Source organism: Okibacterium endophyticum, from assembly GCF_054780075.1.
On sequence record NZ_BAAGXA010000012.1, the window covers coordinates 22,820 to 40,874 of the forward strand.

Annotated in this window: 19 protein-coding genes and 1 pseudogene; 13 read left to right on the forward strand and 7 right to left on the reverse strand. The window is 65.9% G+C overall.

Annotated elements, in window-relative coordinates; all coding sequences use genetic code 11:
• Window positions 1-3 precede the first annotated feature (3 nt).
• The 6 genes from ACYVF5_RS14200 (at window position 4) to ACYVF5_RS14225 (ending at window position 5,209) form a co-directional block, all read left to right on the forward strand.
• Window positions 4-885, forward strand: coding sequence for a branched-chain amino acid ABC transporter permease (locus tag ACYVF5_RS14200; protein ID WP_460947536.1), 882 nt, complete (start codon window positions 4-6; stop codon window positions 883-885).
• Window positions 885-1,946: a branched-chain amino acid ABC transporter permease gene (locus ACYVF5_RS14205; protein WP_460947538.1), complete on the forward strand. Its 1,062-nt coding sequence runs from the start codon at window positions 885-887 to the stop codon at window positions 1,944-1,946. Before ACYVF5_RS14200 ends, ACYVF5_RS14205 begins: the two co-directional genes overlap by 1 nt.
• The gene (locus ACYVF5_RS14210) at window positions 1,943-3,208 is read left to right on the forward strand and encodes an ABC transporter substrate-binding protein (RefSeq protein ID WP_460947540.1); all 1,266 of its coding nucleotides are present in this window, start codon (window positions 1,943-1,945) and stop codon (window positions 3,206-3,208) included. Before ACYVF5_RS14205 ends, ACYVF5_RS14210 begins: the two co-directional genes overlap by 4 nt.
• Window positions 3,209-3,591: 383 nt before the next feature.
• Window positions 3,592-4,020, forward strand: coding sequence for a hypothetical protein (locus ACYVF5_RS14215; protein WP_460947542.1), 429 nt, complete (start codon window positions 3,592-3,594; stop codon window positions 4,018-4,020).
• Window positions 4,014-4,235, forward strand: coding sequence for a helix-turn-helix transcriptional regulator (locus ACYVF5_RS14220; protein ID WP_460947544.1), 222 nt, complete (start codon window positions 4,014-4,016; stop codon window positions 4,233-4,235). The genes ACYVF5_RS14215 and ACYVF5_RS14220 overlap by 7 nt, the downstream gene beginning before the upstream one ends.
• Before the next feature lie 44 nt (window positions 4,236-4,279).
• Window positions 4,280-5,209, forward strand: coding sequence for an NAD(P)-dependent alcohol dehydrogenase (locus ACYVF5_RS14225; RefSeq protein WP_460947546.1), 930 nt, complete (start codon window positions 4,280-4,282; stop codon window positions 5,207-5,209).
• 102 nt (window positions 5,210-5,311) lie between these two features.
• Here ACYVF5_RS14225 and ACYVF5_RS14230 read toward each other — a convergent pair whose 3' ends face one another.
• The gene (locus ACYVF5_RS14230; protein WP_460947548.1) at window positions 5,312-6,619 is read right to left on the reverse strand and encodes a helix-turn-helix domain-containing protein; all 1,308 of its coding nucleotides are present in this window, start codon (window positions 6,617-6,619) and stop codon (window positions 5,312-5,314) included.
• A gap of 309 nt (window positions 6,620-6,928) precedes the next feature.
• Here ACYVF5_RS14230 and ACYVF5_RS14235 point away from each other — a divergent pair, with 309 nt between their 5' ends.
• The 6 genes and pseudogenes from ACYVF5_RS14235 to ACYVF5_RS14260 all read left to right on the forward strand — a co-directional run bounded on the left by ACYVF5_RS14235 (window position 6,929) and on the right by ACYVF5_RS14260 (window position 11,761).
• Entirely contained in the window at window positions 6,929-7,687 is a 759-nt protein-coding gene (locus ACYVF5_RS14235; RefSeq protein WP_460947550.1) for a nuclear transport factor 2 family protein, read from the forward strand.
• 73 nt (window positions 7,688-7,760) lie between these two features.
• Window positions 7,761-7,841 (forward strand): annotated as a pseudogene (locus tag ACYVF5_RS14240) (ATP-binding cassette domain-containing protein); the annotation flags it as partial.
• Window positions 7,842-8,161: 320 nt separating this feature from the next.
• Complete coding sequence (locus ACYVF5_RS14245) at window positions 8,162-9,712, forward strand: carotenoid oxygenase family protein (protein ID WP_460947552.1); 1,551 nt, start codon at window positions 8,162-8,164, stop codon at window positions 9,710-9,712.
• Window positions 9,713-9,873: 161 nt separating this feature from the next.
• Window positions 9,874-10,332, forward strand: coding sequence for a hypothetical protein (locus ACYVF5_RS14250; RefSeq protein WP_460947554.1), 459 nt, complete (start codon window positions 9,874-9,876; stop codon window positions 10,330-10,332).
• A gap of 187 nt (window positions 10,333-10,519) precedes the next feature.
• A complete protein-coding gene (locus ACYVF5_RS14255) occupies window positions 10,520-11,518 on the forward strand; it encodes a formylglycine-generating enzyme family protein (protein ID WP_460947556.1) in 999 nt (332 codons plus the stop codon).
• Between the two features lie 96 nt (window positions 11,519-11,614).
• Complete coding sequence (locus ACYVF5_RS14260; RefSeq protein ID WP_460947558.1) at window positions 11,615-11,761, forward strand: hypothetical protein; 147 nt, start codon at window positions 11,615-11,617, stop codon at window positions 11,759-11,761.
• Between the two features lie 25 nt (window positions 11,762-11,786).
• On the opposite strand, the gene ACYVF5_RS14265 is transcribed toward ACYVF5_RS14260, so the two are convergent.
• The 3 genes from ACYVF5_RS14265 to ACYVF5_RS14275 form a co-directional block, all read right to left on the reverse strand.
• The gene (locus ACYVF5_RS14265) at window positions 11,787-12,098 is read right to left on the reverse strand and encodes a transcriptional regulator (protein ID WP_460947560.1); all 312 of its coding nucleotides are present in this window, start codon (window positions 12,096-12,098) and stop codon (window positions 11,787-11,789) included.
• Window positions 12,088-12,570 (reverse strand): hypothetical protein, encoded by a 483-nt coding sequence (locus tag ACYVF5_RS14270; protein WP_460947561.1) that lies wholly within the window; start codon window positions 12,568-12,570, stop codon window positions 12,088-12,090. The genes ACYVF5_RS14265 and ACYVF5_RS14270 overlap by 11 nt, the downstream gene beginning before the upstream one ends.
• Before the next feature lie 182 nt (window positions 12,571-12,752).
• Window positions 12,753-13,514 (reverse strand): GntR family transcriptional regulator, encoded by a 762-nt coding sequence (locus ACYVF5_RS14275; RefSeq protein ID WP_460947563.1) that lies wholly within the window; start codon window positions 13,512-13,514, stop codon window positions 12,753-12,755.
• Between the two features lie 245 nt (window positions 13,515-13,759).
• Here ACYVF5_RS14275 and ACYVF5_RS14280 point away from each other — a divergent pair, with 245 nt between their 5' ends.
• Window positions 13,760-14,602 carry a helix-turn-helix transcriptional regulator gene (locus ACYVF5_RS14280; RefSeq protein WP_460947565.1) on the forward strand — a complete coding sequence of 281 codons (843 nt, stop codon included), beginning with the start codon at window positions 13,760-13,762 and terminating at the stop codon, window positions 14,600-14,602.
• 72 nt (window positions 14,603-14,674) lie between these two features.
• On the opposite strand, the gene ACYVF5_RS14285 is transcribed toward ACYVF5_RS14280, so the two are convergent.
• The 3 genes from ACYVF5_RS14285 to ACYVF5_RS14295 all read right to left on the reverse strand — a co-directional run bounded on the left by ACYVF5_RS14285 (window position 14,675) and on the right by ACYVF5_RS14295 (window position 18,043).
• The gene (locus ACYVF5_RS14285) at window positions 14,675-15,544 is read right to left on the reverse strand and encodes an LLM class F420-dependent oxidoreductase (RefSeq protein ID WP_460947567.1); all 870 of its coding nucleotides are present in this window, start codon (window positions 15,542-15,544) and stop codon (window positions 14,675-14,677) included.
• Window positions 15,545-15,953: 409 nt separating this feature from the next.
• Window positions 15,954-17,297: a 6-phospho-beta-glucosidase gene (locus ACYVF5_RS14290; RefSeq protein WP_460947569.1), complete on the reverse strand. Its 1,344-nt coding sequence runs from the start codon at window positions 17,295-17,297 to the stop codon at window positions 15,954-15,956.
• On the reverse strand, window positions 17,294-18,043 hold the full coding sequence (locus ACYVF5_RS14295) for a DeoR/GlpR family DNA-binding transcription regulator (RefSeq protein WP_460947570.1): 750 nt from the start codon (window positions 18,041-18,043) through the stop codon (window positions 17,294-17,296). Before ACYVF5_RS14295 ends, ACYVF5_RS14290 begins: the two co-directional genes overlap by 4 nt.
• Window positions 18,044-18,055: the final 12 nt, after the last annotated feature.

An 18,055-nucleotide genomic window follows, 5' to 3' on the forward strand; every position in this document is an offset into this window, starting at 1 on the left:
CGAATGGGAACCTTCATCCAGCTTGTGGTCGACGGTCTCTCGACGGGGTCGGCATACGGAGCGCTCGCACTGGCGATCGTGATCGTGAACCAGGCCACGGGTCTCATCAACTTCGCCCAGGGTGGTATGGCGGTGCTCTCCGCCTACTTCGCCTACGCCTTGATCGGGTACGGCGTCCCGCTCGTTGTCGCGATCATCGTGGCGGCACTTGTGTCGTTTGTGCTCGGCGGTGTCATCGAACGCCTCCTCATCCGACGGTTCGAACGCGGCGATCCCAACACGGCGGTGGTGGTGACCGTCGGCCTGCTGACCCTCATCACCGGAATCTGCGGTTGGATCTGGTCGTACAACAACCTCCAGTTCCCCTCGCTCTTCCCGCTTTCGACGTTCGACCTGTTCGGCGCCGTGATCAGCTGGCGGTCGCTGGGCACGTTCCTTGTGATCGTGGCGATCATGGTGCTGCTGCAGCTGCTGTTCCGCCGCACGAAGCTCGGCCTCGCACTGCGCGCGGTCGCGGACAACCCGCAGTCGGCCGCGTTCTCGGGCCTGCCGGTCGGGCGGATGCTGATGGTCGGCTGGGGGCTCGCCGCCGCGCTCGGCGCGGTCGTGGGCGCCCTCGTGGCACCGAAACTGACGCTGACCCCCGGCATGCTCGACACGGCACTGGTCTACGCGCTCGCCGCCGTGATCCTCGGCGGCGCGTCGAGCCCCCTCGGAGTGATCGTCGCGGCCTGGATCATCGGCGTCTTGGAGAACCTCGCCGCCGTGTACCTGCCGTTCATCGGTCACGACCTGAAGATCGCCGTGCCGTTCATCCTGGTCTTCGTTGTGCTCCTCCTTCGTCCGCAAGGCCTGTTCGGCCGCAAGACCGTGGTGCGTGTCTGATGTCGCAGCAGCGAAACAACCTTCTGTCCAAGGCCTGGGTGCGCTACGCGATCGGCGTCGTCGTCGCCGTTGTGCTGCTCGCGGTCCCGTTCGTCTTCGGCAGTGACATCACACAGGGGCTTGCCCGCGTCGGTGTGTTCGCCGTCGCGGTGCTCGGCCTCAACGTGATCATGGGCTACACCGGTCAGGTGTCGCTCGGGCAGATCTTCTTCCTGGGGCTCGGGGCATACGTCACCGCCTACGGCGTCGAGAACGACTGGAACATCCTGACGGTGTTCCTGCTGGCGTTCATCGTCCCCGGTGTCGCGGGTCTCATCGTCGCCCTGGCGGCAGCGCGTCTGGGCGGGCTGGCCATCGCCATGGTCACGATCGCCCTGCCGATCATCGGGGTGCCGCTCGCCAAACGGCTCTCCGACTTCACGGGCGGATCCCAGGGTGTCTCGGCGCGCTTCTCGGCGGCGCCCGACTGGTCGGGCCTGGCCAACGACCAGTGGCAGTACCTCATCGTGCTGCTGGTGTCCGCCGCCGTGTTCCTCCTGGTGCGCAACCTCGTCTCCGGCAAGTTCGGGCGCGCCCTCGCGATCGTGAAAGAGAACGAGGCGGTCGCCTCGTCGATGGGCATCTCGCCGTATCGCTACAAGGTGATGGCGTTCACGATCGCATCCATGGTGGGAGGCGTTTCGGGTTTTCTCTACATGGTGGTCGTGCAGTACACGTCGCCAGAGACGATGAGCTTCGGCCATTCGATCAGCCTGCTGGCCTCCATGGTCATCGGCGGCGCCGGGAGCATCATCGGTTCTCTCATCGGCGGCGCCTACTACGTGCTGGTGCCAGACGTCATCAACCAGGTCGCCCCGACGATGACGGCGGTCATCCAGGGAGTGACCCTCCTCGTTGTGCTGTTCGTGCTGCCGGGTGGCATCGTGAGCCTGCCTCGCGCCATACGCCGACTGTTCTCACGGCGTCGCGGCCGGAACGGCGCATCGCAGACCCCTTCATCGACTGCACCTGACAAGCCGTTGAAGGATTCCGAAAATCAAGAGAGGCAAGGTTCGGCATGAATATGACAAAACGTGCGCGGGGCGCCGTTGGAATCGTCGCCATGGCATCGATCCTCGTGATCGCGGTGGCCGGCTGCCGCGGGGGCGGTGCCGGCGACGGCGATGGCGCCGCTGCCAGCCCGGGGATCACCGACACCGAGATCACGCTGGGCGTCACGACCCCCCTCACCGGGGCGACGGCGGGCCCGGGGAACTGCACGGTCGCGGGCCTGGTCGCATACTTCGGCGCCGCGAACGAGGCCGGCGGGATCGAGTTCGGCGACGGGAAGACCCGCGAGGTCGTCGTCGACGCCTATGACGACGGGTATGACCCGCAGAAGGCGCTCGCGAACTTCCAGGCCGCTCAAGACGACGTCTTCGCTTTCACGTCGGGCCTCGGCACGCCGACCAACCGGGCATACCGCGAGGCGGCGATCGACGCCGAAGTGCCCCAGGTGCTCGTCCAGACCGGCGACCCGATCTTCAGCGATCAGGAGGAGAGCCCCTGGCAGCTCGGGTTCGTGCCGGTCTACCAGAACGAGGGCGCCGCGTTCGGCGAGATGCTGGCGTCCTCCGGAGAGGACCTGACCGTGGCGATCCTGTCACAGAACGACGACTACGGCGAGGGCTACGTCGAAGGCTTCAAAGAGGCCATCGAGGGTTCGGACAACATCGAGGTCGTCGGTGAACTCACCTATGAGGCGACAGACACCTCGGTCGACGCTCAGCTCACCGAGCTCGCAGCGACAGACGCCGATGTGTTCTTCAACGCGATGTCGATCACGCCGCTCGTGATCAGTGCGCTGCAGAAGGCTCAGGGCCTCGGGTGGACGCCCAGCTGGTTCCTGCCGTCGAACACGTCGAGCCCGGGTGGTGTGCTGCAGCCCTCCGGCATCGCGGCCGACACCTATCCCGGCATCTATACAGTGTCGTTCGCGAAGGCGCCGCAGAGCCCGGCCTATGCCGAGGACGAGGACGTCACGGAGTTCATCGCAAACCTGGAGCAGTACTCCGGCGACTACACAACGACTCCGGACTTCCCGCACTGCATGTGGAGCTACATGGTCGGCGCCACGCTCGAACAGGCCTTCCAGGCCATGGAAGAGCCGACGCGTGAGAGCTTTATGGAGGCCCTGCGGAACATCTCCGACTTCTCGGCGCCGCTGATGCTCGAGGGCACCTCGGTCACCACCACCGAAGACGGTCAGCCGGCCGTGTCGACGGTTGTGGTGCAGAAGTACAACGGCACCGGCTACGCCAACGCTGAATCCTTCGGGGGGTAACGAGGGCTCCATCCCCAGCACAACAGCACTCAGCTGGGTGTCGAAGGCATCCACACGCTCGCAGCACACGAGCGGGTGGATGCCTTTTGTCGCGCCCTGGCTCCCGCCCACGCGGTCTCTGGCTGTAGCAGCCCATGTCGCACGCTGGAGAACCACAAGCCGGTTTTCGTATCCGGTGCGCAACGTCGGAGATCGGGCGGTAAAGCGTCCGCCACACCGCGGCGAGAGCCCAGAAACGAAGATTCTCCGAAGTTGTGTGCAGTGGGTCCCGCTTTTCTGGTCGCTGGTGGGCGCGACGTGTAAATAATTCTTGACATGATGTCGCTTGGGCTTTACATTGAGACATGTCAGGTTTGTTTTACATCGGTTCAGGGAGCGCGGAGATGTCCTCAGAAGAAAAGAGCGCCTGGACACAGGGTGTGCTCGCGATCGTTATGTACGGGGTGTACCTCGTTGTGATCCTCAGCCGGGCGGCGAGCACCCCGCTCACCGAGGTTCCCTACATCCCGCCGATGCTCTGGACGATCGGCATATCGATTGTCGCGTCCATAGTCATCCAGGCGCTCGCCGCAGCCGCGGCGCCGAAGGATGCCGGCAAGATCGACCAACGTGACAAGCAGATCGGCAGGTTCGGCGAATACGTCGGCCACTGGGTTCTCGTCGCCGGCGCGCTGGCGGCCCTCGGGTTCGCGATGGCAGAGCTGTCGCACTTCTGGATCGCCAACGTGATCTATCTCGCGTTCGTGATCTCGGCCATCGTCACGTCGGCGGTCAGGATCGTCGCCTACCGTCGTGGGTTCCACTCATGGTGAAACCGACGAGAGTCACCAACAGCATCCGCGCCCTGCGTTTCGCACACGGCGAGATGACGCAGGCCGATCTGGCGGACCGCATCGGGGTGACCAGGCAGACGGTCATCGCCATCGAGCAGGGCCGCTATTCCCCGTCGCTCGAGATGGCGTTCCAGATCGCACACGTTTTCGGTGTTCCGCTCGACGATGTCTTTCAGTACCCGGGTCAGGGGTGATCATGCGCCGAGCGATCTTACGGGCGTATGGTCCGCCAGAGACCGTGACCATCGAGGATGTGTCGAGGCCGGTTCCCGGCGAGGGCGAGATTCTGGTGAGGGTCACGGCGACAACGGTGGGTGCGGCCGACGCTGCGTTCCGGCGGGGGACTCCTCACATCGCACGGCTGTTCTCCGGCTTGTTCAGGCCGAGGTTCACCGTGCTCGGCTCCGAGTTCGCGGGCGAGGTCGCCGAGACCGGCTCCACGGTCACCCGCTTCGCCGTCGGCGACCGCGTCTTCGGTGCGACGGGCACGAGCTTCGGCGCCCATGCCGACTACGTGCGGCTGTCGCACAAAGAGGCGATCGCTCCCGTGCCGGAAGGTCTGAGCGACGAGGATGCCGTCGCCCTCGTCGACGGAGTGCTCACGGCGCTCCCCTTCCTGCGTGATCACGCAGGCGTGCGGCCCGGGCAGAGCGTTCTGGTCAACGGGGCGTCCGGATGCGTCGGAATCGCCGCCGTGCAGCTCGCGAAGCACCTCGGTGCCCATGTGACTGCCGTGTGCAGCGGCGCGAATGTCGACCTGGTGACGTCGGTCGGTGCGGACAGGGCGATCGACTACACCCGGGAGGACTTCACACGCTCCGGTCGCTACGACGTGATCTTCGACGCGGTCGGAAGGAGCTCATATCGCCGCGCCCGCCGGGCCCTGACGCCTCAGGGGGTGTATCTGTCGACGGTGGCGTCCCCCGTGCTGATGCTCCAGATGCTCCTGACCTCGCGGTCCGCCGGCACACGGGCCATCGCCGCGTTCACGGGACTCAGAAAGCCGGCCGAGAAAGAGGCGGATCTGCTGCTCCTGACCGAACTGGCGGCATCCGGCGCCATCGTGCCCGTGATCGACGGACGATATCCGCTCGAGCGCATCGTCGAGGCCCATCGCCGCGTCGACACGGGCCGCAAACGGGGCAACATCGTGGTCACCACCCGCTGATCCGCCACCCCGCCGGCTGTCCCGCCTTCGCCACGGACACTCACGGCGAGGCACACACCCATCGGCCCGATGCCTCTCGCTCTGCGGTGGCGGAAGAACGTCTCAGAGCGCCGAAGGCTCGACCAGATCCGGCACGATGTGAATGAGTTGGAGCGCGAGAAGGATCTGTTGTGTGCGCTCTCCGACCGGACGCCCGAGCATCTCGTACGCCTGTCTCACACGGTATGCGACGGTTGTGGGGGCGATATGCAACGCATTGGCGGCGGCAACACGGCTGTTCCCGTTGAGGAGGAAGAGGCGCACGGTGTCACGGATGTCCCGTGCCCGCGCACCGGGCTGCGCCAGAGGTCCGAGCTCGTTCTGGACGAACCACGCCGCTGAGGAACGGTTCTCCAGCAGGAGGGCGAGATGTCCGACGTCGTCATAGTGCCAGGTGGTCCGTTCAGTCGCCTGTCGCCCGACCTGCGCCGTGAGGTGTGCGCCTCGCCACGAGGCACGGAACCCGGCGAGCCCTTTGCCGAGGGGTCCCACGGCCAATCGGAGCCAGCTCGGCGGCTGGGGAAGCGAGGAGATCACATTCGACGGCATCTCGCGGACGAAGTTCCACCACAGCAGGATCTGGCCGTTCCGCTCGAGTGTGAGAAAGCTATCGGCCGACAACCTCTCAGCGGATGCTCTCGCGTATCGGGCGAGGTCACCCTCATCGTCGATGATGTGCTCATCGCGATCGGCCCACCCCACCGCGAAGAGGTGACCGCCGTCCCACGATCCCTCGACGAAGCTCCCGTCGCGCGCCGGAGGTTGCGCTCCCTCGGCCACCGCCGTCAGGACGCGAAGCTGGACCTCGGGCCGCCGAACCCTCGTGGCGCGTTCCTCGTCGTCATACGCGGCCACGAGTTGCCGGACGAAGCAGTTCGTGTGGTCGAGCATCGCCATGCTCACGTCGTCGAGCACCTGCCCTCGCTGTTCCTCGTCCACGATGTGCCTGAGGCGGGCGAGCACCTCGTCCCTGACGAGGGAGTGGACACCCCAGATCCGGTTGAGCACTCGATCGATGGGAACGCCGTGGCGAGACTCTGCGCGGAATATGTTCACGATTCCGGGCGACACGTCCGCATACAGCTCGGCGCGAGAGTCCGTCGCAAGTGCGATCAGCAGGTGCAGAATCGCCTCTTCACCCGCCTGGCGATCGCGGCCGATCGGGGCCGAGACGGGAGGACCGTCCCCCGCCTTGCGTGCCTGAATACGTGCTTCGGCGCGATGAACCGTCTGCACCGCCCACCCCGCGGCGTCCGTGCCCAGGATTTCCACCGCACGCGCAACGAGAGCCCGGTCTGCAACGGTGTTGTCAGCCAACTCCTGGGCTGACCAGACCTCGTTGCCCGGGCCGAGAGAGCGAATCCATTCCATTTCGCCGACCCTAGCGCCATATCACCTGCGACAGGAATTCTGGTCGCCTTTGTCGCGTCAGGAGGGGCCGGTCTGGGAGCGGCTGAACAACAATGGCACAGAGAACCTGAAGAGTGAACGATGTCGCCCGCTCCGATCCGGATAGAGGGCCGGACGCGCATCCGAAGGGGAACGGCCATAACACGCGGAGCGCCGGTGCTCCCGTGTCGAGTGCTTCTCACCGACATGCCGGGCCGTACTGAGCGGCGGCACACGATGCGGTCAGAAGACGATGGTGGTCGCCGAACCACCGAGAACGAAGGAGCGAATGTGAAGCACGAGAGCACGGATCCGTCGAAGCAGATGGAGCTGCTGGCCCGACGGGTGACGATCCTCGAGGCAAAAGAGGAGGTTCGCCGACTTCAGCATCAGTACGGCTACTACATCGACAAGTGTCTCTTCCAAGAGGTCGTCGACCTGTTCGCCGATGACGGCGAGGTCCATTTCGCCGGTGGCAGGTACATCGGCAAGACAGGAGTTGCCCGGCTCTATCTGGAGCGCTTCCGGGCGCGGTTCACCGACGGTGTGAACGGCCCACTCTTCGGGTACCTCCTCGATCATGCGCAGCATCAGGACGTCATCACCGTCGCCCCGGACGGGCTCTCCGCGAAGGCCCGCTTCCGCACGATCATGCAGGCCGGACTGCACGACGACGCGGAGGCGACGTTCCCCGGGATCCGGCGGTCGAAGCAGTGGTGGGAGGGCGGGCTCTACGAGAACGAGTACGTCTGCGACGACGGTGTCTGGAAGTTCCGGGTCCTCAACTACCGCCCCGTCTGGCACGGGGAGTACGACAAGGGCTGGGCGCACCAGGAGCCGATGCCGGCTCTGCTGCGCAAGGTCTACCCCGAGGACCCGTACGGGCCAGACGAGCTGCTCGGCAGCGGCTACGAGCTGTTCCCCAACGTCGAGGTCTTCCCGTTCCACTACCCGCACCCCGTCACGGGTCGAGAGGTGACCTCTGACGATGACGAGGCCGCCCGCAGGCCCTGGCCGGCGAGCGGACAGGATCGCTCTCAGAACGCCTAAGTCCCTCTCGATCTCAAAGCCCCGATACCTCATCACACGGGGCGCGCCAGGGTGATCGGAACGGAACACCACCCTGCTCGGTCCGAGCGGATGCGGGAAGACCACAACACTGCGCTGTCTCGCCGGACTCGAGGTTCCGGATCCGGGCCGGATCTGTTGTTCGACGAGCTGCTGTCCAACCTCGATGCGAAGCTCCGGTTGACGATGCGCACCGAGATCCGACGGCTTCACGACCCGTTCGGTGGAGCTCACAGGCGGAGGGGCGCTCACGGTCCGTTCGACGGTTCCCCGCGCGCGGGCCCGTTCGACCGATTGGGTCGGGGGCAGAACTTCCGCAGCGCGGAATGACATCATCCTCTCTTGGACCGCGGGCGATGATTAAGGCGGTGCATGGGTGCACGCGGCCTGGTTACGAGATGCGCCAGAGTCAACAGCGACGAACACGCACATGAACGACCGGAGGGGAGAGCTGGCATGACTCATATGAAGCGTCCGGAGGACGACGCTCGCGCGGAGGAGCTCCGGTGGCATCGGACTACGCCACGCGAGCCGATAGCCGAACCCGACGTCTGGCCGATGATCCGGTTTCCGAGAGCGGACCACCCGTTCGACGAGCCGGCGCGCATCGAGGCCGACATCCACGGGCTGGAGTGCATCCAGGGCGAGATCCCGGCCCACCTCGACGGGACGTACTACAAGGTCGTGATGGACCGGCAGTACCCGAAGTTCGTCGACGAAGGCACCCTGGGGAACTTCAACGACGACGGGATGGCGATCTCGTTCCGCTTCTCCAAGGGGCGGGTGGACTACAAAAGCCGTTTCATCCGCACGCCTCGGTTCCAGGCAGAGCGGGCGGCTGGTCGCGCACTGTTCGGCCGATACCGCAACCCGCTGACCGACCGGCCCGAAGTCGAAGGCATGGTCCGCGGCCTGGCGAACACCAACCTCTTCTATCACGCAGGCAAGCTGTACGCGGCGAAAGAGGACGCGCTGCCGATCATCATCGACCCCGACACACTGGAGACGCTGGGTCACTACGACTTCGAGGGGTCCCTGACCTCGCAGACGGCGACGGCGCATCCGAAGATCGATCCCCGAACCGGGGAGATGGTGTTCTTCGGCTATGCCGCCAACGGCGAGACGACGCGTGACGTCGCGTACTACGAGGCGGATGCCTCCGGCCAGATCATCCACGAGACGTGGTTCAAGGCGCCGTACTCGTGTATGCTCCACGACTTCGTCGTGACCCAGAACTACGTGGTCTTTCCGATCATCCCGATGCGGTCGGAGCGGGAGTGGCTGGAGAAGGGCGAAGAGATCTTCCAGTGGGATCCAGAGGAGAAGGTCTACCTCGGTGTGCTCAAGCGCAAGGGCCGAGGCGAGGACATCGTCTGGTACGAGGGCCCCAATCGGTTCGCCAGCCACATGATGGGCGGCTACGACGACGGACGTTACATCCACCTCGACACACCCGTCAGCGATTCGACGCAGTTCCGCTGGTTCCCCATCGTCGACAACGGGACGCACGACCCCGAGCGTTCGAAGGGAAGGCTGTCTCGGTGGACGATCGACCTGGCCGATCCGAGGCGCACGTTCACCGAGACCCGGATCTCGAACCTGGTCTCGGAGTTCCCGCGCATGGATGACCGCTACGAGACGCTCAAGTACAACTTCGGCATCATGGGTCTGACCGAGGTCCCCGGTCACGATGCTCCCGGCTTCGGGTTCCGGTGGGTCGCGTCTGTCGACCTGAACACGGGCGCACAGAAGGTCTACTACGCGGGCGACCACGCCACGGTCGGGGAGCCCATCTTCGTGCAGGGCGGGCCGGACACGCCGGAGGGGCACGGGTACGTGTTCGTCATCGTGTCGCGGCGTGACCAGATGCACTCGGAACTGGTCGTGCTCGACGCGAGCAACGTCGACCGCGAGCCGGTGTGCACGCTGAAGATGCCGATGCGCATTCCTCGCGGCCTGCACGGCAACTGGGTGCCCTCGGAGGAGCTCGCGTCACGAACGGCGTGAACCGGCCTCGAGCAGATCGTTCGATACAGCACATGCGTGGCTGATGCGGCCGCGGCGGCAAGGGCTGGTTTCCCCGCCTGGTCGGCGCGGGCGACTGCTGTTCACCTGCCGTTGGCCCCGGTGTTGTCGTGGCCGCGGGTGTGCGCGGATAGGCTGCGCCCATGGGACCGTTCCGACGCACGCTGAAAGACACGGGGATCCCCGCGACCATCGAAGAGGGCATGGCATGGCAGGCCGCTGACTTCGTGGATGCCTTCGCGGGCGAGGGGTCGCCGGTGGCACCCGGTGCGCTCGATTACTCGGAGGCCTCACTCGAGGTGCTCGACGGCATTCTCGACGATTTCCACACCCGGGGCGAGCCGCTGCCAGAGGACCTGCAGTTCTTGGCATCCGCTTATGTCTTCGAGGTGGCGAGACGCCAATTCGGCGGACGCTATCTGCGCGCGGACGAGCCGAACCCGTTTGTGCTTGTGATCGGCGAGCCGGAGTTCCAGGTCGGTGTGCTGGTCATGGGCAAGGTCCTCGGTCGCGCCGTGAACGGGCCGGAAGACAGCATCCCGTTCTTCTATCAGGGCATTGCACCGCTCGTCCGGGGGAAGAGGTCCGCGACCCTCACCTGATCGCCGAGGGTCGCTTGCTCCGTGCGCTGGAGCACGCCTCTCCGTCACGCGCATCCGGCCCCATCAATAGAATGGCAGGATTGGCCCCGTGACCCGCGCGGCATCGCGCGGTGAGCCCGTGCGGTGAAGCCTGTGAAGCGCTCACCGCGTATGCAGGCGGGGCGTGACCGGCCGTGTTCCAGGGAGGATGCCGATGGATGACTGTTGTGCCCCGCGCTTCGACGGCGGAGATGACCACGGCGGCGAAGCCCGCGCCGGCCATACGCACGACGCGAAGACTCGCGCCGGCCATCTGCTGAGCGGTGGACGCCGGAATCTTCTGCAGACGGCATCCGTCACACACGACCAGGCTTCCATCCCCGCCGGCTCGTTCACCATGGGCGACTCCTATGGCGACGGACGCGTCGGCGACGGCGAGACGAGGCGGCACACCGTCGAGCTCGACGCGTTCTCGATCGACGAGACAACCGTGACGAACGACGCATTCGCGAGATTCATCGATGCGACGGGGTATCAGACCGATGCCGAGAAGTTCGGTTTCTCTGCTGTCTTTCATCTCTTGCTGGCCTGCGACGACGCTGACGTCATGGGCCGCCCCAGCGGCACACCATGGTGGCTGGGGGTGCGCGACGCCGACTGGAGGCATCCAGGCGGACGAAACTCGACGATCGACGGCCTGGGCGATCACCCCGTTGTGCACGTGAGCTGGAACGACGCGCAGGCCTACTGCGACTGGAGCGGTCGACGCCTGCCCACCGAAGCCGAGTGGGAGTATGCCTCGCGGGGGGGCCTCGTCGACGCCAGGTATCCGTGGGGCGACGAGATCGACCTCACCGACGGATGGCCGTGCAACATCTGGCAGGGACGTTTTCCCGTCGACAACCTCGCCGATGACGGATTCATCGGAACGGCCCCGGTCCGCACCTACCGGCCCAACGGTTACGGGCTGTGGCAGACCGTCGGCAACGTGTGGGAGTGGTGCTCAGATTGGTTCGACGTCGGCTTCTACGACCGCTCCGAGACCCACAACCCGTCCGGCCCCGAGAGCGGAGACCAGCGGGTGATGCGCGGGGGGTCGTTCCTCTGCCACGACTCGTACTGCAATCGCTATCGCAATTCGGCGCGCTCGTCCAACACCCCCGACTCATCGATGTCGAACGCCGGGTTCCGCACCGTGGCGCGATGAGCCGCTCGGCCGATCGGCGCTGCAACCCGGGTCGGCGATGCCCTGTGGATGCGAGCGTGAGTTCGCGGGCGCGACGATGGCGATCACCGCGGGTGCGTGTCTTTCGGCGACAGCACACGCGCCGGATACGGCGGCTGGTATGTGCTCGAGCAAGACGTCGGTGCGGAGCCGGCTGAGGGCGTGGGCCCGATCGAGGGCGTACGCGCATCGCTCGAATACCTGCGTTCGCTCGCAGACCGCTGAGGCTTCCGTCGTTCCCAAGACCGTGTCAGTCGACGATGCCTGCCGCCAGGCGTTGCAGGGCGAGGAGGTGGGCGTCGAATGTGCTGCGCCCGACGGGGGTGAGGCTGACGGTGGTGGTGCGGCGCATGTCGGTGCGGGTGTTCGAGGCCGATTTCGTGACCTTCACGTAGCCGAGTTCGACGAGGCTGCGGATGGTCTTAGAGAGGTTTGCCTCTGAGATTCCGAGGGTGTCTCGGAGTGCCGAGAACTCTGCGCCGTCGACCGGGCGGAGGAGGCCACAGATGCGGAGCCGATTGGGCGCATGGATCGCTTCGGTAAAGCCGAGTTCATCGGCCACGCCGCAACTCCCGGAGGTAGGCGTGATCGTAAATGATTCCGCCGATCCACATCGTCGCGAATGCGGTCAGGGCGGTCACGCCGATCCAGGCGCGCTGGTCTGTTGCCGCGAGAGCGAAAGATGCCCCGAGGAGCAGGATGATCACGACACCCATGGTTATGGCTACACCGAGGCTCCGGGGGCCGGCTGTGCGGCTGATCGTAACCCCGGTTTTCTTCTGGTAGGCCATTGTCAGGAAGACGATGCCGACGCATGCGAACGCCACCATCATGGATTGTCCCCCCGGGTTCCCGGCACCGGGCGACCCGATGATGAGCGCGGTTGCCGCACCCAGGAGTGGGTAGTACCAGCGTGGAGTGGCCACCCGGTCCGCGAGGGCGGCGCGGTCCGACGCCAACGCGCTTAATGCTTCGCGTGCGTCGGTGTTCCGGTCGCCGTCGTGGTCGCGAGAGCCGTCCTGTTGACTTTCCATGGTGGAAACCATTTCACATGCCAGGCGGTTAAGCAACATGGTATGTGAAAGAGCTCAGGGTCTCGCGGTCGCGCCACGTTCGGCCGTCAGTAACGCACCTCAACGTGCCTCATTCCGTGCTTTCGTGACGGATGAATCCGCTCGCGGGAGTGCGGCGGCTCGCCGGCCGGCGACAAGGCGGCTCACCGGTCGACGAGGGTGATCTCGAAGGAGTAGAGGTCTGGGCGGTAGCAGTGCCGGCCGAACTCGACGGCCCGGCCTGAGTTGTCGAAGGCGGTCCGCGTCATCGTCAGAACGGGTGATCGCTCCGGCATGTCGAGCAGCCGCGCCTCGTCTGAGGTGGCCTGGCGCGCTCCGATGCGCTGCTTCGCGACGCGCATCGTGACACCGCGGCCGCGCAGCACCTGATAGAGCCCGTGCCGGGTGAGGCTTTCGGTGTCGATGGTCGCGAGCGGCTCCGGCAGGGTGTTCTCGAGCAGGGCGAGCGGCACCCCGTCGGCGAGTCGCAGCCGTCTGATGAACAGCGTCGGGCTACCCGCAGCGACACCCAGCTGTTCGGCGATGGTGTCGTCCGCGGCGCGGGTCTCGGCAGAGAGCAGCTGGGTCTCCGGTTTCTGGCCGCTCTGTTCGAGGTCTTCATAGAGGCTGGTGAACTCGACGTTGCGGCTGACCCTGCCGTGCACGACCTGTGTGCCGATGCCGCGGCGTCTCACGAGCAGGCCCTTGTCGACGAGCTCCTGAATCGCCCGGCGGATCGTCGGCCTCGACAAGCCGAGCCTCTCGCCCAGGGCGATCTCGTTCTCAAGACGTGACCCCGCGGGAAGAGTGCCGTCGGTGATGGCCTTCTCGAGGCTGTTCGCGATCTGGTAATAGAGCGGCACGGGCCCGGAGCGATCGATGCCGTGGAACAGCTCGGCCGGAAGACGCTGCTCCGCCTGAACCATGTGCACTCCTGCCCACCGTCTATGTCATGACAATGTTACACGTGGGGTGCGCGAGGTCAGGTGCCATCGACCCGGGCTCGCTTCTGCGGGCTGCGCGGGACTGCGTAAAACACGGCGCAGGCGCGACGCTCGGACGTGCTCATAAGACACGCCCCGCGAGGATGCCGCTGCGGACCGCTGCAGGGCGACCCGGCGACCAGTTCCGCTCCCTTGCGTCGAATCGGCGGGAAGGCAAAACTGGCTGAATGGACAGACAACAGCTCGCCGACTTTCTGCGCACGCGCCGCGAGGCGCTTCTTCCCGAAGACGTCGGTCTCGCCCGCGGAGCCCGTCGGCGAACGAGTGGCCTCCGTCGCGAAGAGGTGGCGTCGCTTGTGGGCATGTCCACCGACTACTACAGCCGACTCGAGCAGCAGCGCGGCCCTCAACCGTCCGAGCAGATGCTCGCGGCGATCGCGCACGGGCTGCATCTCACCCTCGATGAGCGCGACCACCTCTTCCGCCTCGCGGGTCACAATGCACCGGCGAGGGTTTTCAGGGCCGACCACGTCAATCCCGGGATGATGCGCATCCTCGACCGGTTGCACGACACACCCGCGCAGGTGATGACCGCGCTCGGCGAGACCCTGGTGCAGACTCCGATGGCCGTCGCCCTGCTCGGAAGGAACACGGAGTTCACCGGCCTTGAGCGGAGCTCGTACTTCCGATGGTTCACGAGTCAGGATGCCCGCCGCATCTACCCAGACGACGATCACGCCATGCACAGCCGCATCTTCGCGTCTGACCTCCGCGCGGTGTACTCGCGTGAGGGTGCGGCTGGGCGCGCGGCGGCGATCGTCGAGGCGCTTCTCGAGAGAAGCTCGGAGTTCGCGGAGCTCTGGCGCACACACGAGGTGAACACGCCGCAGGCGCGCACCAAGCGCATCCGACACCCCGAGCTCGGTGTGATGGAGCTCCACTGTCAGCTGCTGCTTGATCCAGACCAGTCGCAGTCCCTGCTCGTCTTCACAGCCACGCCCGGCACCGAGAGCTCCGAGAAGCTGCAGCTCCTGTCCGTCATCGGCGAGCAGAGCCTGACGGCATCCTGAAGCGGGCAGCAGAAAGCAGGGCGCGGCAGACCGGGCGCTACAGCCTTCGGATGCCGCGCACGGCTGAGCTTGTCAGCGTCCGATCTGCGCGAGCCGCGGCACGATCTGCTCCCCGAGTCCGCGGGCGTATGCTGCGGGGTCGTCGCTGGGGATCATGACCTGCACGTGGTCGACGCCGAGCGCCGCGTACTGCTCCATCAGCGAGAGGAAGCCGTCCGGGTCGCCGAGCGGGTCTCGGCCGAGAACGGTCTTCTGGATGCTGTTGTAGTCGCGCCCCTCTGCCTCGCAGTGGCGGGCGAGCACGTCGAGCTTGTGCCGCACGTCGTCGACGCCCGTGCCGAACAGGTTGCAGGCATCCGCGTACCTGGCGACCAGACGCAGGGTCTTCTTCTCGCCGCCGCCGCCGATGAGCAGCGGCACATGCGATTGGATGGGCTGGGGCGAGTTGATCGTCTCCGCGAGCGTGTAGTGCTTGCCGGTGAAGGGGCCGTTGTCGTCGCTCCACATCTGACGGCAGATCCGGATGGTCTCCTCGAGCCGCTCGAACCGCTCCGAGATCTCGGGGTACGGGACTCCGAGCCCGAGGTGCTCGCGCTCGTACCAGGCGGCGCCGAGTCCGAGCATCGCGCGTCCGCCAGAGAGCACGTCGAGGGTGGTGACGATCTTCGCCAGCAGGCCCGGATGCCGGTAGGTGACGCCGGTGACCAGAAGCCCGAGCCGCATCGAGCTGGTCTGTCCGGCGACGAAGCCGAGAGAGGTGTATCCCTCGAGCATCGGGTCCTCAGAGGTGGCGAGGCTCTCCATCTGGAACCAGTGGTCCATAAAGGTGAACCACGAGACACCGCCCTCCTCCGCGGCCTTCGCCGTGTCGGAGATGATCGGGCCGAGGCGCTGCGCGCCCCCCGGAAGGGTGAAATTGGCGAAGTGGATGCCGAGCTGCATACGTGTGTCTCCTGCTGTTGTCTCGCGACCGTGGCAACCGCCCAGTGCCGGTGGCCCAACGTCGGCGGCCCAGTGCGGGTGCCCAACGGCCCAACGTCGGCGATCCGCTGCCGGCGACGGTCATACATCGATGCTTGCAGCATTGGTGCTCGATATTCAGGGATTGGTTGTCCCTGGATAACACTCGGTGCGTGCCGACCGGGAGCGGGCATCCAAGCCGAGTGTTCTCGCGCTGCGGGCCGGTTCTCCCTCTCTCAACTCGACGAGTTCGGCGAGCGACACGAGCGCTGGGCCGCAACCCCCTCGCCCTAAGTGACCTTTCCGGACGCAGGGTGCCGGCGTGCCGGGCACGTAGGTCCGGAAAGGTCACAGAGGCGAGGGCGTGGAGTGAGCGCAGCGCGAGCGAGCCCTAACCGAGCAGGCGGCCGATCGCCTCGTGCTTCTGGCTGTAGCCGTCGACGAGCTTGCGCGCAACAGCGATCGAGTCGACGAGCGGATGCGCGGCGAACGCACGCCAGGCGAGCTCACGCGATCCGAGCCTGGCGGCCTCGATCGTCAGCCGCTCTGCGGCCTTGACCTGTGTCATCAGCCCGAGCATCTCGCCCTCGACGGGTGCGATGGGCCACGGGTGCACACCATCGGCGTCCACGATGCAGCCGACCTCGACCACGGCGTCGTCAGGCAGTGCCGGCACCAGCGAGTTGTTGCGCACGTTGAGGATCATCGTCGAGGGGCGTCCGGTTGCGAGCGCGGCCATCAGGTCGAGCGCCACCGTCTGGTACCCGCCGCCATCGACATCCGACTCTTGCCGGTTCTCTTCAGCCGACCGGCTCTCGGCCATGTAGCTCGACTCACGCTCGTGCCGGGTGCGCAACCAGGTCTGCAGGGGGTCGGCGCCTGGGGCGGAGAAGAACTCGCCCTGCTGCCGATCGAGAAACTCACCCCTGGTCGCCGGTGCAGAACGGATGCTGTCGGTCGCCTCACGCGTGAAATAGTAGTAATAGAGGTACTCGTTGGGCAGCGCGCCGAGCGCTCGCACCCAGTCGAAGCCCATCAGCCTGGCTTCTTCGATGGTCTCGAGCGAGCTGTCCGAGGCCAGCAGGCGCGGCATCAGGTCTTCGCCGTCGAGTTCGACGCTGCGCAGCCACCCGAGGTGGTTCAGTCCGACATAGTCGAAGTGCAGTGAGGGCTCCGAGCCGGCGGCAGCCTTCACTGAGACCGCTGCCACCGCTCGGCGCATCAGGCCGATCGGGGTGTCGCAGATGCCGACGACCCGGTCGCCGAGCACGGCGCGCATGGCCTCGGTCACCATGCCGGCTGGGTTGGTGAAGTTGATCACCCACGCCTGCGGAGCGACCTCTTTGATCGTCTCGGCGAGCCGCACCATAAACGGAATGGTGCGCAGCGCATAGGCGATGCCGCCGGGGCCGACCGTCTCTTGGCCGAGCACACCGAGATCGAGAGCTGTGTGCTCATCGGCGACACGACCGGCTGTTCCTCCGATGCGCACGGCGCTGAACACGAAGTCCGCTCCGCGCAGCGCGTCGGTGAGGTCGGTGGTCACGGTGATCTTCGGCGCGTGCTTCGTGCCCTGAGCGATCTGGTCGATGATCGTGCGGATCGTCGACAGTCGGGATTCGGACACGTCGAAGAGACTCAGCTCGTCGATTCTCACGGGGGCGTCGTCTGACGACACCGCCTCGAACACCTGGGGAACCCGGAAACCCCCGCCTCCGACGATGGTCAGCTTCATGCGGTCATCACCTCGACTTTCTCTGTGCGCAACGCGGCGAGGCTTGCCGCATCAGCGCCTTCATTTGTCACAACGCCCCAGATCGCATCGGGCCCGCACACACTCAGCAGGCCGACGCCGGGAAACTTCGATGCGTCTGCGAGCACAACGGTGCGCTGCGACGACTCGATCATGGCCCTCTTCACCGGAACCTCCATGCCGGTGGTGTCGGCGATGGTGCCGTCGGGGCGGATGCCGCTGGTGCCGAGAAAGCAGGTGGTGGCGCGGAGCTGGGCGAGTGCCTGCTCGGTGAGCGTGCCGACCATGGAGTTGTAGTTCTTTCGCACCACTCCGCCGAGCACGATCAGCTCGACCGCGTCGTCGTCACGCAGTTCGTCGATCACCGCGAGGCTCGACGTGATCACCGTGATCCGGCGCCCGCGCAGCTCGCGAGCGAGGCGCGCGGTTGTGGTGCCGATGTCGATGAGAATCACGTCGCCGTCGTTCACAAGCTGAGCTGCGCGTGCAGCGATCCGCGTCTTCTCGGATCGCTGCTGGTGCTCGACGTCGCCGAACGGCACGGAGTCCGGCTCGATGCTGCCCCCTCCGCGCACACGACGCAGGAGCCCCTCTGCGCTGAGAGCATTGAGGTCTCGGCGGATGGTCGAGAGCGAGACGCCGAACCGGTCGGCGAGGTCTTCGACTGTCACTTCTCCGTCGGCATGAAGCGAATCCAGTATCTTCGCTTGGCGTGTTGCTGTGAGCATGCGAGAGAGCAT

What these genes read in the sequence shown, in the direction of transcription:
- ACYVF5_RS14200 (WP_460947536.1), top strand. Translation starts at nt 4, where the DNA reads ATGGGAACCTTCATCCAGCTTGTGGTCGACGGTCTCTCGACGGGGTCG.
- ACYVF5_RS14205 (WP_460947538.1), top strand. Translation starts at nt 885, where the DNA reads ATGTCGCAGCAGCGAAACAACCTTCTGTCCAAGGCCTGGGTGCGCTAC.
- ACYVF5_RS14210 (WP_460947540.1), top strand. Translation starts at nt 1,943, where the DNA reads ATGAATATGACAAAACGTGCGCGGGGCGCCGTTGGAATCGTCGCCATG.
- ACYVF5_RS14215 (WP_460947542.1), top strand. Translation starts at nt 3,592, where the DNA reads ATGTCCTCAGAAGAAAAGAGCGCCTGGACACAGGGTGTGCTCGCGATC.
- ACYVF5_RS14220 (WP_460947544.1), top strand. Translation starts at nt 4,014, where the DNA reads ATGGTGAAACCGACGAGAGTCACCAACAGCATCCGCGCCCTGCGTTTC.
- ACYVF5_RS14230 (WP_460947548.1), bottom strand. Translation starts at nt 6,619, where the DNA reads ATGGAATGGATTCGCTCTCTCGGCCCGGGCAACGAGGTCTGGTCAGCC.
- ACYVF5_RS14245 (WP_460947552.1), top strand. Translation starts at nt 8,162, where the DNA reads ATGACTCATATGAAGCGTCCGGAGGACGACGCTCGCGCGGAGGAGCTC.
- ACYVF5_RS14250 (WP_460947554.1), top strand. Translation starts at nt 9,874, where the DNA reads ATGGGACCGTTCCGACGCACGCTGAAAGACACGGGGATCCCCGCGACC.
- ACYVF5_RS14255 (WP_460947556.1), top strand. Translation starts at nt 10,520, where the DNA reads ATGCCGATGGATGACTGTTGTGCCCCGCGCTTCGACGGCGGAGATGAC.
- ACYVF5_RS14270 (WP_460947561.1), bottom strand. Translation starts at nt 12,570, where the DNA reads ATGGAAAGTCAACAGGACGGCTCTCGCGACCACGACGGCGACCGGAAC.
- ACYVF5_RS14275 (WP_460947563.1), bottom strand. Translation starts at nt 13,514, where the DNA reads ATGGTTCAGGCGGAGCAGCGTCTTCCGGCCGAGCTGTTCCACGGCATC.
- ACYVF5_RS14280 (WP_460947565.1), top strand. Translation starts at nt 13,760, where the DNA reads ATGGACAGACAACAGCTCGCCGACTTTCTGCGCACGCGCCGCGAGGCG.
- ACYVF5_RS14285 (WP_460947567.1), bottom strand. Translation starts at nt 15,544, where the DNA reads ATGCAGCTCGGCATCCACTTCGCCAATTTCACCCTTCCGGGGGGCGCG.
- ACYVF5_RS14290 (WP_460947569.1), bottom strand. Translation starts at nt 17,297, where the DNA reads ATGAAGCTGACCATCGTCGGAGGCGGGGGTTTCCGGGTTCCCCAGGTG.
- ACYVF5_RS14295 (WP_460947570.1), bottom strand. Translation starts at nt 18,043, where the DNA reads ATGCTCACAGCAACACGCCAAGCGAAGATACTGGATTCGCTTCATGCC.